Genomic DNA, 15,604 nt, shown 5'->3' with positions numbered 1-15,604 from the left:
GCTCCACCACATGCTTCACCTGCACTCGAGCGCTCACACGCCCAAAGGATTTTTTGTTGGAATAAAAAACCGCGATCAACTGACCGCGGTGTTGGTTTTCATGCGAATGACATTCGCGGCGCTGGCCGAACCATCGTTCCAGAACGACAACTCGGCATATTTTTCGAACAGGTCCGGCGGCAGGATCGTGCGCCGTGGCTCCAATGCCACCTTCGGCTTGACCTTATGCAGGCCGGCAACCCCGAGGGCTTGGTCGAATTCCGGGGCGTCATACACCAGGTGCTCGAAATCATGTTCGAACCAGGGCTCACCGATAAAGTCGTAGACCAACCGCAATACCCGCTCCGGGGCCTGGGACAGCAGGTCGTAATCGATCAGCAGCAACGAATCGGCGTGTTCGCCGTAATAGGCTTCCTTGAGCGCGGTCCAGGCGAACCCGACCAGGCGATTGCGCTGGGCCAGGGTCTCGCAACGGCTATAGACGGTGTTGCGCTCGATATCGTCGTTGAACAGCTTGGTGTTCTCGAAGGGGTTGGCGTGGTACAGCCGCTCGAGGCTGTCCATGACCCAGGCGACATTGCGCACGCAGGCGATGACTTTGGACTGGGGAAACAGGTCCATCAACGCGGGCAGGCGCGCGGACCATTGGCGATTGGTATCGAAGATCACCGATTGCTCGGTCTTGTCGGCGTAATAAGACTCGAACAGGCCACGCAGCAAGCGACGACGCATGTCGGTGTCGATCACCGCGCCGAACTCGCTGCCGGCGCTGCACTGCTCCAGCACGCTGTTGAACAAGGTGCCAACCGGGCTGCTCATGCCGGCATGAAAACGCGGATTCTGTAAGAGAATGGCAGACAGCAGGGTCGACCCTGAACGCGGCAAACCGGAGATAAAGTGAAAACTGCTCAATCCCTTCACCCTAGACGTAAGTCCATTTATAGGACAAAGCGTAGCGTAAGGTTTTGTTTCAGACTAGTAGTAATTCGACATCATTCGTAGGGTCTTTACGTCGAAAAGGCCCAAAACAATGGCTGTTATGGGCCTCGAATTCGATCTAACAGCTCTATCCAAGGCTTCTTACGGTTAGCGCTCGCTACACGAAGTGTGACAGATCTCATACAGAACCGCCTGGGTATCACCGCCCGCATGTTGGTCAATTTTTCGCCAACTGGCCGGAATCGACGGGAATTCATCCGGCGCCACCCGACTCATCACCAGCCAGACCCGACCGTTACCCGGCGGCAGGTCCTCCAGATGATCGAGGTAGATACCGGCGTTTTCATCGACCAGCGTACCGAAACCGTAGCTGTTGGGCCGGGTCGACGCGCCCTTGGCGGAGGGTGGCGTGTACAGCCGCGGTGTAGTCGCACTCTTGTCGTAATAGCCCCAGGTGAGATACCAGAACATATCGCCCAGCACGACCTGGTCGCCGGCGACCGTATGACGGTTCATGTACTCGACCATATTATTGAACTGGTCGTCGACGTCGACGATGTAGTTGTTCCTCAGGCCCACGCCCTCCACCGCCAGGATCGCCACCAGCAGCAGCATGGCCAGGCCCTTGAAGCGCTGCGCCAGGCGGTCGATGGCCAGGGCCAGAATGATCGGCAGACCGAGGGCCGGCACAGTCAGGTAGCGCTCGATGAACACCGGTGAGATAAACGAGATGGCGAACACCAGCACCAACGGCAGCGCACTATAGATCACCATCAGAGTCTCGAAGTGATAACGGCTGCGATCATTCCAGATGACGAACGCCGTCACCGCCGCCATCACACCTGGCAAGGTGACGAACAGCCACAGCGGCATGCCCTCCCCGTCGTCCTGCGCCATCAGTTGCCAGATCATCGACGGCAACGAGCGCAAGGTGACCGGAGGCTCCCAGCCGACATCGCCACCGACCTTCAGATCCTCCATGTGCCGCAGCAGGTCAAGCAACCCCGGCAACCAGGGCAGGAACAGCAGCACGATCGCCACGTTGGCCAACCACCACTCGCGGCGGGCGATATAGCGATGGGCGCTGCCGGGCTGCCGGCGGATCACCAACAGATAGAGCCAATGCGAAAGCACGCACAGCGCCGAGAAATAGTGGGTATAGAAGGCGGCGGCCATCAACAGCGCGTAGATCACCAGATAGCGCTGACGCGCGGGTTCGCGGACCCAATACACCAAGGCAATGGTCGCCCCCAGCAGCCACACGCCCATCAGCGAATACATGCGTATTTCCTGGCTGTAGCGCACGGCCGTGGGTAACAGGGCCAGCAGCAGGCAGGCCAGCATCGTTGCCCGCCGGCTGGCGATCAGGCTTGTCAGCCAGGTGCCGAGGAGCACCGTGACCACCCCGGGCAGCGCGCTCATCATCCGAATCGACAGGATGGAGTCGCCGAACAGGCCGATCCAGACATGCAGCAGCATGAAGTACAGCGGCGGATGGACATCGTGGGCCGCATGGAACCAGATGCCGGCCAGCGGATATTGGGCCAGCAGCAGGCTGGAGCCTTCGTCGCCCCAGATCGCCGCAGCCGTCAGTTCATAAAGGCGCAATGCCAGGGCCAGCAGCACAAGGGCGATCAGCCAAGGTTCGCGAAGTAGCTGGACAAGCGGTGGCGAATGCATAACAGGCTGACAGTAAAGTCGCTTTGCTACTTCATCATTACTCGGAACGCCCATCACCATCCTCTAAAAATCGACAACTTCACCCGCCGGGGGGTATGACGCGGTGATTGTAGGCTAGAACGATACCGACTTGCCTGACTGTTCCAATCACGACCTCGACCATGCAAAAAACCGGGCAAGGGCCGAGGCAGGGTCTACGCTTTGAAACGGTGCATAACAGACCCGGACAAGCGACCCATACCCTCGCCCATCGGGCATTGCACCTCACTTAACGCAGCTGAAGGATAAGGATCTATGGAAGTATTTCTCGGCACTATCCAGATGTTCGGCTTCAACTACGCGCCCTATGGCTGGGCACTGTGCAACGGGCAATTGATGTCGCTCTCGCAGTATCAGGCGTTGTTCGCGGTGATGGGCACGGCCTATGGCGGCAATGGCCAGACCAACTTCGGTCTGCCCAACCTGCAAAGTCGGCTGGCCATCGGCCAGGGAACCGGATCGAACCTGTCGACACGGGTCATGGGCGAATTCAACGGCACCGAACAGGTGTCCATTCTGAGCAGCAACCTGCCCCCTCAAGTGATCCCGACCACCGGCCTGACCGTCAACACCACCGTCAATCTGGCGAGCACACCCAGCAATCCAGTCAATGCGCCGACACCCACCCACGCCTATATTGGCGCGTCCATCGCCTCCGGGCCGCCCTCGGCCTCGATCTACTCCGACGCGCAAGGCGCATCGCCGGTCGCCCTGAAAGGTGTCAGCAACGCCTTCAGTGGCACCCTGTCCACGCCCGGCGGCAGCCAGCCGCTGGGGACGATGAACCCGTTCCTGGTGGTGAACTTCAGCATCGCCCTGCAAGGGGTATTCCCTTCTCGCAACTGATCAGGAGTGCGCTTGAACGCGCCACAAAACCTGTAGGAGTTGGGCTTATCGGGGCGCCGCACCGCCGCGAAACTTTTGGCGCTCTCACGGGCCTCTTCGCGAGCAAGCTCTACTCCTACAGGGACCGTGATTGGCCTTAACTGACCGGCATTGAGCCAAATGCCCCGGCTCTTGCCGTGTATGACGGAGAATATCGATGCTGCAACAGGTTTCAAGTGAACACTTCCAGTTGCTGATGAAACAGCACTGCCCACTGCACCTACCCGATGGCAGCCAGTTGCCCATCGAGATCGAAGCGGTCGAGCTGCGCCCGCAATCGCGCCTACCGGGAAATACCCGGACGCCCTTCAACGTAGCATTGCGCAGCCTGGAGCCGACGGCATTCGTCGACGGTCTGTGCGCCCTGGAGTTACCACAACTGGGCCGGGTAGACACCGTGTTCGTCTCCCGCGAGCCGCCCCTGGGACGCGACCCGACCCTGGGTTACTTCAATATCGTCTTCAACTAGGTACCCGGATACCAGACCAACCGCTCAGCCGCCGGCGAGCTTTCCTCGACCCGAAACCCCAGCGCCAGGTAATGCTGGCGCGCCTGGGGGTTACTGGCCCAAACCACCGTCGCCACCGGGCAGCGCACCTGTTCGGCGGCTTTCTGCACCCCTTGCAGCACACTGCGACCAAAACCCTGGCCGCGCGCCGCAGGGATAAACGCCAGGTACAGCACGCGGATTTCATTGGCGCCGAAATCGGCGCTGAGCACACCGATCGGGGTGTCGAGCTTTTCCACCACATAGTGGATCGCATCGGGGAAATTTTCACCGATCCCCTGCTCCTGTACCTGGAACTGCTGGGCGATCACTTGCTCGACCAGCTCGGGCTCGGCGTCGATCCACTGCAACTCAGGACGGGCCGACTGGTAAAGACTCTGCAAAAAAGGCGCATCGCTAGGCCGTGAGGGCCGCATGGACAAACCGGCGGCCGACGAATTGTGCAACATCGGTTGTACTCCCTGAACCGTTGTACTGACTAGAAACCACTCTCCCGCACACCGAGGGCGGCCATGCGTCGCCAGGCCATACCCAGCAACGACTCACTGCGCCCTTGCAGCACCGCCACGCCGCGCAATGGATGGATCGGCGTCGGCACCTCCTCCAGCAACCGCAGGCGGGCGCCGTATTGCGCCTGCATCGGTTCCGGCCGGCGATTTTCATCGCGGCGCACGGCAATCGGACCGTGGTGGTCGGAGGTCAGGGCTTCCTGGTCGATGGCCGCCACGCCATTGGCGTCGACATCCAGCAGCTCCACCGACCAGGCCGGGCGCATCGGGTCGTCGGCGACAAAACGCCCCTGCGCCCCTGGCGCGACCCGCCACAAGTCCTCTTCGGCCAGATAGCCGCGCAAACGCGTGCCGTCCTCGACGACCCGCGCCAGCGGCTCCTTGGTCGAAACCCAGCGCCCGGCGATCAAATTTGGCATCAGGTCACGCACCTGGCCGGCCTGTGGCGCACGCAACAGCAGACGCTCACGCCGGGCCTGCAAACCACGGTATTCGGCCACGGCCTCGGCCAGGCGCTGTTCGAGCACGCCGACATCCGCCGCGGTTTCGCTGCGACCGGCCTGACGACGCATCTGCAATTGCAGGATATCGATTTCACGCCGCACGATGATCGACCGCGAGTCGACATCCGGCGACTCCAGCTCCACCAGCACCGCGCCCTGCTCGACCACCTGAGCGTCATGCACGTTGACCTGTTTGACCCGCGCGGCCACCGGCGCGTGCAGGGCCGTGACCCGCCCGGCCTCCAGCATCACCGGCAGTTCCACGCTGCTACGCCAGGGCACCGCCACCAGCAACAGCAGCGCCAACAACACCAGGCCGCTGAACAGCACGCGCGGGGTATGCGCCTGCTCGCGCCGTGACCACCATTCACGGGTTTCCTTGAAAATCGGCAGGAAGATGAACCAGCCCAGCTCCACCATCATCAGGAAAATACCCAGTAACTTGAAGAACAGGTGATAGACCGCCAGGGCGATCCCGAAAAACAATACCGCGCGCCACAACCAGGAGAGGAAGCCCCACCACAGCAACCGCCGACGCATGGCCGGCGGCCAGGGCTCGGGGGCCGGCTCGTCGTAGCCGAACAAGGCCTCGCGCAAGCGCCAGCGACACAGGGCAAAGGCACGGCCCTGGAGGTTGTCGATTTCCCAGAAGTCGCTGAGCAGAAAATAACCGTCGAAGCGCATGAACGGGTTGAGGTTGACCGCCAGGGTGGTCAGCCAGGTGGCGCTGGCGAGCATGAACGCCGCCGTGCGCGCCGCCCCGTCCGGCAGCAACGACCAGGCCAGCAGGGCGATACAGGCCAGCAGCATCTCGGCCAGGACCCCACCGGCACCGATCAACAAGCGCGCCTTGCGGTCGTTGATCCGCCAGGCATCGCTGACATCGGTATAGAACAACGGCAGCATGACCATGAACGCCACGCCCATGCTTTGCACCCGACAACCGGCGCGCTTGGCCATGAAGGCATGGCCGAACTCATGGCAGAGCTTGGCGAAAAACAGCGCCACGCCAAAGGCCATGGCCCCGCCGAGGCTGAACAGGTGCGGAAAGGTCGAGAGAAAGCGCTCCCAGTCCCGCGAGACCAGGAACACCCCCAGCCCCAGGGTGGCCGGCAAGCCGTAGCGCAACAGGCGCGGGCCGAAACGTTGCAGCCACGGCCAGGCACGATTGAGAAAGGCATCCGGGCGCCACAGCGGAATGCGGAAAAACAGGTATTGGTGCAACGCCATCTGCCACAGGCTCTGGCGTGCGGCGGCGGCTTTCCAGGCATAGCTGGCGCGTTGTTGTGGGTCCAGCGCGGCGATCAGGTCATGGGCGCGCAAAAAACCCAGCATCTGCTCCAGTTCCGGATCCCCCAGCGGCAGGCCAGGCTCGCGATTCGCCGCTTGCAGCACCTGTTCCGGATCGCCCAGCGACCAATGCCGCAGCAGACGGATGGCCTGGGCGCCGAGCTTGAAATAGCGCCCACGCACCGGGTCGGCCAGGGTCCAGCGCGGCGAACCGTCCAGCGCCGGGGAGGCCGCCGTGAGCTGCAGATCCGCGCGCAGGCTGGGCAGGTTCATTACAGCCCGACACTCTGGCGCAGCCCGGCCAATGGCCGGCGCAGCAGGTACAGGGCCAGCGGCGCGCGCTGGCCGAAGAGTTTCGCCGTGCCACGCAAGCCGATACGCGGTACCGGGCTGTCGGTGAAGCCGGCATCCAGGCGATACGCCAACTGCCCGGCTGGAGTCGATTGCGCCTCGTAGGCCACCCGCTCCAGTTTGGCCGAGTGCCGCTGCAACGGATCGCTGTCGAGGAACAACGCGACTTCGGCATCGGGCTCCAGGACGATGGCATCGCCGACCGCCAGCTCGATGCGCAGTTCGGCCTGGTTCGGGTCGGCGATTTCCATCAGTCGCTCACCGGTCTGTACCGGCTTGCCGGTCCAGCGCTCGGCGTCGGCGAACACGGCGATACCGTCACGCTCGGCGCGCACTTCGCTGCGTTTGAGCAATTCGGCAGCGTAATCGCGTTCGGCACGTTTCTGCTCGACCCGCGCCGCCAGCAAGTCGATCTTCGAGCTCGACTCGGCATCGGCAAAGGCGCGCTGGGCATTGGCCTTCAATTCGGCTTCGGCCACCCCCAGGGCGCGCTGGGCGACATCGGCCTGGGCCTTGAGGGTGGTGCTTTCGAAGCGCACCAGCAGGTCGCCGCTCTTCACCGTCTGGTTCGGTTTTACCAGGAATTCGGCAATCACCCCGTCCAGCGGTGCCGCCACCACCCGGCCGGCCAGCGGCACGACTTCCGCCGGCGCCAGCACCGACTGGCGCACCGGGATCAGCAGGCTCAGCAGCGCCAGGGCAACGAGCAGCGCCTGGCGCTTGCGGGTAAAGCGCAAGCGCCACGGTCGGCGTGGCTGCAAAGCCAGCCAGGCATGGCTGTAGGTGTCGCCCAATTGCGCCAGCAGCACCTGCTCGGAAGGACTCCAGGGGTTGTCGCGGGCCAGCCAGATCCCGCCAAAGACTTCGCCCTTGTGATCGAGCAGCGGCAACCAGAACACTTGCGGCGCCGACAGACTTTGCCAATCCTCGCGCACCGAGGCGCTGAAGGCGTCCATCGGCACCACGGTCGCCGGCTTGGCCCGTTCCAGCTTGAAAATTTGCGCCACGGCCTGTTCGACGAAGGCGACAAACGGCGCATTCGGTTCCACCGAGCTGACCCCGGTCACCGCCCGCACCTTGCCGGCGATCAGCAGGGCGGCGTGGCGAAAGCCGAACAGCGCCTGGCCGTCGTTGACCAGGCTATAAGCAAGTTGTTCGGTGGTACGGGCGGCGCGGGTCAGGCGTTCAAGGTCGAGGAACTGGGCGAACACCCGTTCCACGGCGCCCGCGACGGGCGCGTTCACTTCAGCGCCTCGAAGCGCGCCGTGCCGCTCATGCCCGCCAACAAGCCCTCGGCCTTGGGCAGGCTGGCCACCAGCAACAGGGTCTGGCTGCCTTCATCGATCCGCGCGCCCAGGCGCTTGATGGTGGCGGTCAACGGCTGGCCGGTTTCGTCCGGGACGAAGCTGAAGGTCTGCCCGGCCTTGAGCTTGCCCATCCAGCGCGACGGCACCAGCAGGTGGATTTCCAGGGTCCGGTTGTCGACGATCTCGAGCATCGGCGCACCGGCCGAAACGCTTTCGTAGCGCTGCACCTTGCGCTGCACGACCTGGCCGTCATAGGGCGCGATCACGCTGCAACGCTTGACCTGCACCTGATAGACCTGGGACTGGGCCTGGGTTTCGGCGAGCTTGGCCTCGGCGCGGGCCACTTCGAAGCGGCCGACGGAGTTCAAGGAAGCCAACTGTTTATTGTGAGCCAGTTCCTCACTGGCGCCGCGGCTGGCGGCCTGGGCGGCATTGAGCTGGGCCTGATAGGCCGAACAGTCGAAACGGGCCAGGGTATCGCCCTGCTTGAAGGACTCGCCTTCCGTGAACGGCAATTCGACGATGCGCCCCGACAGCTCGCTGGCGAGCATCGCCTGGTCGCGGGCGCGCAACACACCGCGGGCTTCGCTGGTAGCGGCGGCGTGCGTCGCGGCAGCATTATTATTATCCAGCAATGGATCGGTCTCGGCCGGCGTCTGCGCCTGAACCAGACACGCCATGCAGGACAACCCAAACAAACTCACACGCAAACACCACATAAAAAGGGACTCCTTGTCGGACAATCGCGAGTCTACGGCAGCCATGGCAAGCGTCAAGCCAATTGCCACTATCCCGATCGAAGAATCGGATTGCCGCCGATGTGCGGCAGCTCACAGGCTGCAACGCCGCGCAGGCTACAAGCATAGGTGTTATGCCTGAGCTTCGGTATTATTCGCGCCACTCCCGGCCTTGGTGCCGCTCGTTCACGGAATTAGGGACAATTCATGCGTATCGGTCTTCTGACATCTCTGACCCTGGCGGTGAGTGCCAGCTTCTGTTCACAGGCCTCGGCCAGCTCCGACAACACCTGCTACCCACACTGGTCGATGCTCAAGTACAGCCTCGATGTCTGTAGCAATCTGACCTTCCTGAGCCCGGGCAACGACAGCCGGGTCAACCTGCGCCTGCTGCTGTCCGACCAGGGCTCCCTGCCCCTGGCGCCCAACCCGCTGAGCGAGGAAGACCTTGATGCCGGTTTTGGCCCGGTGCCATTCGCCAACAGCCGCCTCGACGCGGCTCCCGCGCCGGTCGTCCGCAGCGCACCGGGCACGCCCGTCGCCTCTCCTCTCGACGAGGCCCTGGGGAAGCTCGGTATCACCCGCGAAAGCGATAGCATCATCAGTCTGTTGTCTGGCGAGGGCGGACGCTGCCGCAGCAATGACGTCGACAGCGCCACGGCCTTTATCAACCAACTGCTGAGCAGCACCGAGCTGACCGACCCCGAGCGTCAGGCCCTGGCCCGCGCTCGCGTGCACATGCTCGACACCTGCGCCTGGGACCCGGCCCAGCGTGATAGCCTGGTGCCCGCCGTGCAATCGGCCCAGGGCCAGGCGTTTGCCAGCTACCTGCGCGGCGCCATCGACTTCTACGCCGGACGCTTCGCCGAAGCGACCCAGGCGTTTGCCAGCCTGAGCGACAACCCGCACCCCTGGCTGAAGGAAACCGCGCAGTACATGCAGGCGCGTACCGCCCTCAACCTGGCGCAACAGAACACCTTCGACAGCGGCGGTATGCCGACCCAGGAAGAGGCTGATGCAACTCAGTTGAAACTGGCCGAAGAGGGTTTCGAGCATTACCTGAGCACCTGGCCCCAGGGCCTCTACGCGACCTCCGCCCGGGGCCTGCTGCGCCGGGTCTACTGGTTGGCGGGGAATGCCGAGAAGCAGGCGGCCGAATACCTCTGGCAACTGGACCAGGCCAAGGCTGAACAGCGCAATGTGACGCCCGATGAGCTGGTGCAGGAGATCGACAACAAGATGCTGTTTGGCGGCGGCAAGGTCGAGCAACCGTTGTTCCAGGCCCTCGACGACCTGATGGGCATGCGCCCCGGTTACGGCGAAAACGCCGCGCCCAAGCTGACCCTGGAAATCCTGCAGGCGCAGAAGCCGATCTTCGCCGCGCAACCGGCGCTGTACGACTACCTGCAGGCGGCGTTCCAACTGTATGTCGCGAAGAACCCGGACCAGGCGCTCAAGAGCCTGCCGAGCGAGATCCCGGCGAAACTCGACTACCTTGCCTTCAGCCAGCAGATGCTGCGCGGCCTGGCCCTGGAAGCGAAACAGGACTGGAGCGGCGCTGAAGCCCTCTGGCTGCAACTGCTGCCGCAAGCCCGTCAACCGCTGCAACGCGAACAGGTCGAACTGGCCCTGGCCAATCACTACGAACGCAGCCAACAACTGGCCAAGGTCTTCGCCAGCGACTCGCCGATCAAGACCGCGCAAGTGCGCGCCATCCTGCTGCGGCACATCGCCGATGCCAGCCTGCTGCGCCAGGTCGCCCAGGGCGCGCCGTCCACCGAGCGTGACACCGCCTTGTTCGTGCTGCTCTACAAGGACCTGCGCCTGGGCTATTACGCGGATTTCGCCGCCGACCTCAAGCAACTGCCCACTGAACCGGCCGAGAGCAAATTGGGTACGGTCCTGGGTTACACCGACAGCGGCGGCCGGCCGCTCAAGCTGTTCCGCTGGGACGGCGCCAAGGCCGAATCCGGTTATGCCTGCCCGAGCATCGGTGAAACCGCGGCCACCCTGCAAACCAACGCGAAGCAGCCGCAGGCGCTGAACTGCCTCGGCGAATTCATCCTGCGCAACAACCTGGACGGCATGCCGCTGGACAGCCAGCGTAGCGCCGATGAATTGGGCGGGACGCCCTCCCTGTTCAAGGGCGCCACCTTCTCGCGTCTCGACGGTTACCAGAGCGTGATGGCCGATGCCAAGGCACCGTCCACCGACAAGGCCTATGCGCTGTTCCGCGCCATCAACTGCTACGCGCCCTCGGGCTACAACAGTTGCGGCGGCAAGGAAGCGACGCCGGCGCAACGCAAGGCCTGGTTCAAGCAGCTGAAAACCAGCTACGCCAGTACCCCGTGGGGCAAGTCGCTGCAGTACTACTGGTAAATGCCCATGGGACGCTGGCGCTGGCTGCTGCTGGCCGGGCTGCTGGCGGTCGCCGATACCCGGGCGGCGGTCGATGCGCGGGACTACGACAGTTTCTGGCTGTGGAGCGGCGTCGCCCCGCAGCCGGTGCTGAGCCAGGCCCGCAGCCTGTACATCCTGCAAGGTCAGGTCAGCGAATCGCGCCGCGCGCCACAGCGGACGGTCAACTTTATCGCCCAGGGCATCGCGATTCCGCGCCTGACCCGGGGCGAGGTCTGGGTGGTCTATCGCGCCCATACCCTGCATTGGCCGGAGTCGGTCTATCGGCAGTTGCTCGGCCAGGTGAAACGCTGGCAACAGGCGGGCAACCCGGTGGTCGGCATCCAGATCGACTTCGACGCGCGTACCCGCTATCTCGATGAATACGCCGCCTTCCTGCGCGACCTGCGCCAGCGCTTGCCGACGAACTTGCGCCTGAGCATTACCGGGCTGATGGACTGGAGCAGCAATGCCGACCCCAGCGCTATCGCCCAGCTCAAGGGCGTGGTGGATGAGGTGGTGGTGCAAACGTATCAGGGGCGGCACAGCATTCCCGATTACGCCGCGTACCTGCCACGGCTGAACCGGCTGGGCGTGCCCTTCAAGATCGGTTTGATCCAGGGTGGCGAGTGGCAGGCGCCCGGGTATTTGAAGGGGAGTGAGTGGTTTCGCGGGTATGTGGTGTTTTTGCAGAATCCCTAGCCAGCCATTGCATCCAACCTGCACAGCCATGCGTCGAAATGCGGGCAAGCAGCGCGCATCACGTCCAAACCAATATCGCAGGCGATCAAAGGACCGTGAAACGTCTTCTGGTAATCGGGCATTGCTTTAAGCATCCGCTTTGACGGGGCTGTATTCGGGCTGTCATTGATGTCTTCGGGCGTCGCGTGCGCTGCGGTTATCGCACTGAGCGTGGACACAACCGTTGCATCATCGACCCATTGGCCGAACTGCTCGGTCCCGGCGAACAGCAGCGCTTCAAACTCATGCACCAGCAAGTTCGGAATAAAATTTGGTTCACTGATATCCAATGCCAACTGCGCTTCCAGAAAAGCTGCTTTCTGTGCACCAGTGCCCTGAGTTGGGAACCTTGCCGAACTCTTGCCCGGAAAATCGGTGGGCAGTGCATAGAGATCAAAAAGCGTCGAGACATACGCCGCTCGATCCTGTCGACACAAGCGGACCAGTTGTGGCTTGACCTTGGCGTAGCTCACCACACCGCCTTTGTATCCTGGACTGGTACTGACAATGATCGACGTGATGTAGACACCCAGACGGGCGTAATGCGGCATTAGCAGTTCCCGCACGAAGGCCTCTTCCGTTTGGCCTTCAACCAGCAAAATCAGGCGATTCATCGGGACGGCCTCCCGCCCAGAAGATTTTTCTTCCAGAGATCGCCCAGGCTGTACTCCTCCAGCCATTCGGCCAACAGGCTTTCATCGGGGCGCTTGAACACAGATGCGCCATCCACCTTGTCCACGACGATGAGGTCGTGCGCATCGAACTCATTCACCAACTCGACCGATTGTGTCGAGATGATCAATTGGTGCTTCTGCGCCGTGGACTTCATCAACGCCCCCAGAGTAGTGATTGCAAAAGGATGCAACCCCAGCTCGGGCTCATCGATCAATATGGCGGAAGGCATGAAGCTTTCGGGCTGCAGCAGCACGGTTGCCAGGCAGATAAAGCGCAACGTGCCATCGGATAACGCACTGGCGTTGAAGGGCACATCCTGTCCTTTCTCCGTCCATTCGAGTTGGATCTTTTCTTTGTTATCCACGGTAGGGCGCAGATGAAAATCACCAAAGAAGGGAGCCACCAGTTGGATCGATTTGACGATGCGCTTGTAGTGGGCCTCGTGATGATTTTTCAGACGATAGAGAAAGGCCGCCAGATTGCGCGCATCGTCACGCAGGTACTCGTTGTCGTTGATCCCATGGATCTGTTTGACCCAGGCGCTTTGGCTCGTATCGTGAAAATGGTAGAGGCGCCAGCTACGCATGGCCGGTACCACATGCTCGTAAATCCGTGTCTTGCTCTTTTGCGCTTCTGCATAAGACTCAAAGTGTCCGGTCATCGGGCGCCAATCGCCCGACCCATTCCACCAAAGCGCCTCATAGGCAAACATCATTCGATTGTCTTGAGTCGGCTTAAGCGTGAATTTATAGCCGTTATTACCAAAATACAGCTCTGCCTCCAGCTTCTCGCTTTTCTTGCGCCCAAAGTGCAGGAGGGCATCCGGACCACCCGCGGCTCCCACAGTGGCTTGCAATTGCTCATCAAGGATTCGGTTGATCAAACGGAAAAAACCGATGAAGTTGGATTTACCGGCACCGTTGGCCCCAATCAGGACGTTGATTTTGCCCAACTCGATATCGCATTCCACGATCGACTTGTAGCCGCGCAAGACCAACCGCGATAGCTGATCCGAGTCATACACTTTCTTGATCATTTGCATATCCCGAATGGCGGTACACGCCGAAATATAGGGCATACCGTGTCAAATACCGGACATTATCGCTAGAACAGGCAAGTGTTGCACCCGCGAATACTCGTCACGACTGAAGTGAAAACCTCACACGGCCCGCTTCCAAGGGGGGTACATCACCAGACAATTCCCTTTCCCTTGCCTGAAGTTTCCTAGAAAATCCTTTCGCCTTGCGCCTGCTGGAAGCGGTCACTAGTCTTCGTTCTATCGCTGCAAAATCAGTGATCGGGCGTGAGAACCCGTGCTCAGTATGCGCATCAGCGCCACTTTCGTTACGAACGCCTTTTCATCTGAAAACGCTTCATGGCGGCTGTGCGCAGGCAGACCTCGGTCTGGCCGGTTGCCTACTGTCCGGTATTCTCACCCTGTGTACAGCTGCCACCCTTTGCCGCGTGAGAACGGCAATCGATGGCCCCTCATTACCTACATGTAGGAGCTGGACCATGGATAAAAGACTTACACCGGACCCGCCGATCAGCTTCCCGGCGTCACGTCGCGCAAAGATCGGAAAACCTCACTTCGACGCCGCCACCGAACGCGCCTTTGCCCACTACGGGCTACCGCTGAGCGACGATCCGCTCAGGCCCCACAAGACCTTCTCGCCCTCGCCCGCTCGCAGCGCGTCGTCACTCAGTGTGGAAGACAAGCTGGTCAATGCGCTGTCGATTCTGCAATCGGCGGCGGCCACGGCTTATGAGTCCGCCGATCAACTCGACGGGGCGAAGCGCAAGTTGGCGATGGGGACCGTGCATTTGATCGAGCTGGCGCAGTCGTGGGTGGACTCGCTGATCGATGAGACGTCTACAGCAGGAAATGTGGGCTGATCCAGGGCCTGTGTTGTCATTAAGGGCGCCTGGAAAGTTGAGGACAAGCGAGGTCCTGTGGCGAGCGGGCTTGCCCGCGCTCGGCTGCGAAGCAGTCGCAAAACCGCTTATCTCGGTCTGCCTGACAGACCGCGTTCATCGGTTTCAGGGCCGCTTCGCGCCCCAGCGCGGGCAAGCCCGCTCGCCACAAATCTCGGTCTGCCCGATAGGTCGAGTGGTGGAACAGGTGCCAGGCAAACGCCAGCCGATCTTTCAAGTGGTGCATGCCGGTGGTTTTTCCCGCAAACAATCAGGAATGCGGCGCTATCCGGTTGGGAACCAGGGATTTAGCGTGGCTGGCTCATTCTCGAGAAGGATTTTGTGATGCGTTATCTCAAAGTGACCGCCCAGGACCTGAGTGGCAACGGACAGGCGGATAGTGTGCTGTTGCGCTTTTACGAGAAAGTCTGCGGACAACCCGACAATTTGAAATTCAAGGCTGCGGCACTGGATATGACGGGAGATGGTCGTGTCGACTTGAGGTTTGGCGATGTCACCGGTGATGGCAGTGAAAACTATCTGGACGAGATATTGATCAAGTTCTTCGCTGACGCCTTTCTGAAGCTGAACTGGTTCAATCGCGGAAAGAGCTGGCACCGTTACGTGACGCTACGGGTTAAAACGTTTCATGAGGATGGCAATCCCGAGCTGGTCAGTCTGAATTTTCATCAAGGCAGTGCTGTACCGATAAACCAGACGCTGGTCTACCGGGCTGCTGTCGGCGAGATGGTTGACATGAAGGTGACAAAGGTCATCAGAGCGGATGTCGATACGAACCGGGATGGTCTTATTGATGAAAAGGACCAGGAGTTGAGCCGTCTGCTGGCCTTTACCTTCCTGAATTTCAAGTGGTACTGCAGCCCCTTGCCCCTTTGACTGTAAGACCTGTTGCCCGTCGACTATATGAATCCTCCGATCAACTCGACGGGGCGAAGCGCAAGTTGGCGATGGGGACCGTGCAGTTGATCGAGTTGGCGCAGTCGTGGGTGGATTCGCTGATCGATGAGACGTCTACAGCAGGAAATGTGGGCTGATCCAGAGACTGCGGCGTTGCTGAAGACGCCTTCGCGGCGATGCGGCGTCCCGACAAGCTCCGCTCCCACAGGTA

15 protein-coding genes are annotated in these 15,604 nt (G+C 61.5%); 7 read left to right on the top strand and 8 right to left on the bottom strand.

From position 1 onward, the window contains the following. Positions 1-75 precede the first annotated feature (75 nt). Together PFEN_RS25010 and PFEN_RS25005 are read right to left on the bottom strand one after the other, a co-directional pair. Positions 76-921 carry a sulfotransferase family protein gene (locus PFEN_RS25010; RefSeq protein WP_191489300.1) on the bottom strand — a complete coding sequence of 282 codons (846 nt, stop codon included), beginning with the start codon at positions 919-921 and terminating at the stop codon, positions 76-78. A gap of 165 nt (positions 922-1,086) precedes the next feature. Beyond that, positions 1,087-2,619 (bottom strand): glycosyltransferase family 39 protein, encoded by a 1,533-nt coding sequence (locus PFEN_RS25005; RefSeq protein WP_224771068.1) that lies wholly within the window; start codon positions 2,617-2,619, stop codon positions 1,087-1,089. A gap of 294 nt (positions 2,620-2,913) precedes the next feature. On the opposite strand from PFEN_RS25005, the gene PFEN_RS25000 reads away from it, so the two are divergent. Together PFEN_RS25000 and PFEN_RS24995 are read left to right on the top strand one after the other, a co-directional pair. Beyond that, positions 2,914-3,504 carry a phage tail protein gene (locus tag PFEN_RS25000; RefSeq protein ID WP_191489298.1) on the top strand — a complete coding sequence of 197 codons (591 nt, stop codon included), beginning with the start codon at positions 2,914-2,916 and terminating at the stop codon, positions 3,502-3,504. 196 nt (positions 3,505-3,700) lie between these two features. Further along, the gene (locus tag PFEN_RS24995) at positions 3,701-4,012 is read left to right on the top strand and encodes a DUF6916 family protein (RefSeq protein WP_191489297.1); all 312 of its coding nucleotides are present in this window, start codon (positions 3,701-3,703) and stop codon (positions 4,010-4,012) included. Here the strand turns inward: PFEN_RS24995 and PFEN_RS24990 are convergent. Genes PFEN_RS24990 through PFEN_RS24975 form a run of 4 tightly spaced genes read right to left on the bottom strand, consistent with a single transcriptional unit; the run spans position 4,009 to position 8,730 of the window. Next, a complete protein-coding gene (locus PFEN_RS24990; RefSeq protein WP_191489296.1) occupies positions 4,009-4,500 on the bottom strand; it encodes a GNAT family N-acetyltransferase in 492 nt (163 codons plus the stop codon). The two genes, PFEN_RS24995 and PFEN_RS24990, sit on opposite strands and share 4 nt — an antisense overlap. 29 nt (positions 4,501-4,529) lie before the next feature. After that, complete coding sequence (locus PFEN_RS24985; protein ID WP_191489295.1) at positions 4,530-6,626, bottom strand: site-2 protease family protein; 2,097 nt, start codon at positions 6,624-6,626, stop codon at positions 4,530-4,532. Beyond that, complete coding sequence (locus tag PFEN_RS24980) at positions 6,626-7,948, bottom strand: efflux RND transporter periplasmic adaptor subunit (RefSeq protein WP_191489294.1); 1,323 nt, start codon at positions 7,946-7,948, stop codon at positions 6,626-6,628. Before PFEN_RS24980 ends, PFEN_RS24985 begins: the two co-directional genes overlap by 1 nt. Continuing rightward, complete coding sequence (locus PFEN_RS24975) at positions 7,945-8,730, bottom strand: efflux RND transporter periplasmic adaptor subunit (RefSeq protein ID WP_191489293.1); 786 nt, start codon at positions 8,728-8,730, stop codon at positions 7,945-7,947. Before PFEN_RS24975 ends, PFEN_RS24980 begins: the two co-directional genes overlap by 4 nt. Before the next feature lie 225 nt (positions 8,731-8,955). Between PFEN_RS24975 and PFEN_RS24970 the strand changes: the two genes are divergently transcribed. Both PFEN_RS24970 and PFEN_RS24965 read left to right on the top strand, forming a co-directional pair. Further along, positions 8,956-11,127, top strand: a complete 2,172-nt coding sequence (locus tag PFEN_RS24970; RefSeq protein ID WP_191489292.1) for an outer membrane assembly lipoprotein YfiO — start codon at positions 8,956-8,958, stop codon at positions 11,125-11,127. A gap of 6 nt (positions 11,128-11,133) precedes the next feature. Further along, positions 11,134-11,847 (top strand): DUF3142 domain-containing protein, encoded by a 714-nt coding sequence (locus PFEN_RS24965; RefSeq protein ID WP_191489291.1) that lies wholly within the window; start codon positions 11,134-11,136, stop codon positions 11,845-11,847. Here PFEN_RS24965 and PFEN_RS24960 read toward each other — a convergent pair. Both PFEN_RS24960 and PFEN_RS24955 read right to left on the bottom strand, forming a co-directional pair. Further along, the gene (locus PFEN_RS24960) at positions 11,844-12,500 is read right to left on the bottom strand and encodes a DUF4276 family protein (RefSeq protein WP_191489290.1); all 657 of its coding nucleotides are present in this window, start codon (positions 12,498-12,500) and stop codon (positions 11,844-11,846) included. The genes PFEN_RS24965 and PFEN_RS24960 overlap by 4 nt on opposite strands. Then, positions 12,497-13,597, bottom strand: coding sequence for an AAA family ATPase (locus PFEN_RS24955; RefSeq protein WP_191489289.1), 1,101 nt, complete (start codon positions 13,595-13,597; stop codon positions 12,497-12,499). The genes PFEN_RS24960 and PFEN_RS24955 overlap by 4 nt, the downstream gene beginning before the upstream one ends. Before the next feature lie 479 nt (positions 13,598-14,076). Here PFEN_RS24955 and PFEN_RS24950 point away from each other — a divergent pair, with 479 nt between their 5' ends. From PFEN_RS24950 to PFEN_RS31660, 3 genes are all read left to right on the top strand, one after another. Beyond that, on the top strand, positions 14,077-14,457 hold the full coding sequence (locus PFEN_RS24950; RefSeq protein ID WP_191489288.1) for a DUF6124 family protein: 381 nt from the start codon (positions 14,077-14,079) through the stop codon (positions 14,455-14,457). 363 nt (positions 14,458-14,820) lie between these two features. Continuing rightward, complete coding sequence (locus tag PFEN_RS24945) at positions 14,821-15,372, top strand: hypothetical protein (RefSeq protein WP_191489287.1); 552 nt, start codon at positions 14,821-14,823, stop codon at positions 15,370-15,372. Continuing rightward, positions 15,345-15,530, top strand: a complete 186-nt coding sequence (locus PFEN_RS31660; RefSeq protein ID WP_412071478.1) for a DUF6124 family protein — start codon at positions 15,345-15,347, stop codon at positions 15,528-15,530. The genes PFEN_RS24945 and PFEN_RS31660 overlap by 28 nt, the downstream gene beginning before the upstream one ends. The last annotated feature ends 74 nt before the right edge of the window (positions 15,531-15,604 follow it).

It is taken from the genome of Pseudomonas sp. FEN, assembly GCF_904067045.1.
Lineage (GTDB): Bacteria > Pseudomonadota > Gammaproteobacteria > Pseudomonadales > Pseudomonadaceae > Aquipseudomonas.
This window is presented reverse-complemented; position numbering and strand designations above follow the sequence as displayed.

Bases quoted from the DNA above. Each gene is read 5' to 3' on its own strand.
- PFEN_RS24965 (WP_191489291.1), top strand. From the start codon at position 11,134: ATGGGACGCTGGCGCTGGCTGCTGCTGGCCGGGCTGCTGGCGGTCGCC.
- PFEN_RS24975 (WP_191489293.1), bottom strand. From the start codon at position 8,730: ATGTGGTGTTTGCGTGTGAGTTTGTTTGGGTTGTCCTGCATGGCGTGT.
- PFEN_RS24950 (WP_191489288.1), top strand. From the start codon at position 14,077: ATGGATAAAAGACTTACACCGGACCCGCCGATCAGCTTCCCGGCGTCA.
- PFEN_RS24970 (WP_191489292.1), top strand. From the start codon at position 8,956: ATGCGTATCGGTCTTCTGACATCTCTGACCCTGGCGGTGAGTGCCAGC.
- PFEN_RS24990 (WP_191489296.1), bottom strand. From the start codon at position 4,500: ATGTTGCACAATTCGTCGGCCGCCGGTTTGTCCATGCGGCCCTCACGG.
- PFEN_RS24995 (WP_191489297.1), top strand. From the start codon at position 3,701: ATGCTGCAACAGGTTTCAAGTGAACACTTCCAGTTGCTGATGAAACAG.
- PFEN_RS24955 (WP_191489289.1), bottom strand. From the start codon at position 13,597: ATGATCAAGAAAGTGTATGACTCGGATCAGCTATCGCGGTTGGTCTTG.
- PFEN_RS24985 (WP_191489295.1), bottom strand. From the start codon at position 6,626: ATGAACCTGCCCAGCCTGCGCGCGGATCTGCAGCTCACGGCGGCCTCC.
- PFEN_RS24945 (WP_191489287.1), top strand. From the start codon at position 14,821: ATGCGTTATCTCAAAGTGACCGCCCAGGACCTGAGTGGCAACGGACAG.
- PFEN_RS25005 (WP_224771068.1), bottom strand. From the start codon at position 2,619: ATGCATTCGCCACCGCTTGTCCAGCTACTTCGCGAACCTTGGCTGATC.
- PFEN_RS25000 (WP_191489298.1), top strand. From the start codon at position 2,914: ATGGAAGTATTTCTCGGCACTATCCAGATGTTCGGCTTCAACTACGCG.
- PFEN_RS24960 (WP_191489290.1), bottom strand. From the start codon at position 12,500: ATGAATCGCCTGATTTTGCTGGTTGAAGGCCAAACGGAAGAGGCCTTC.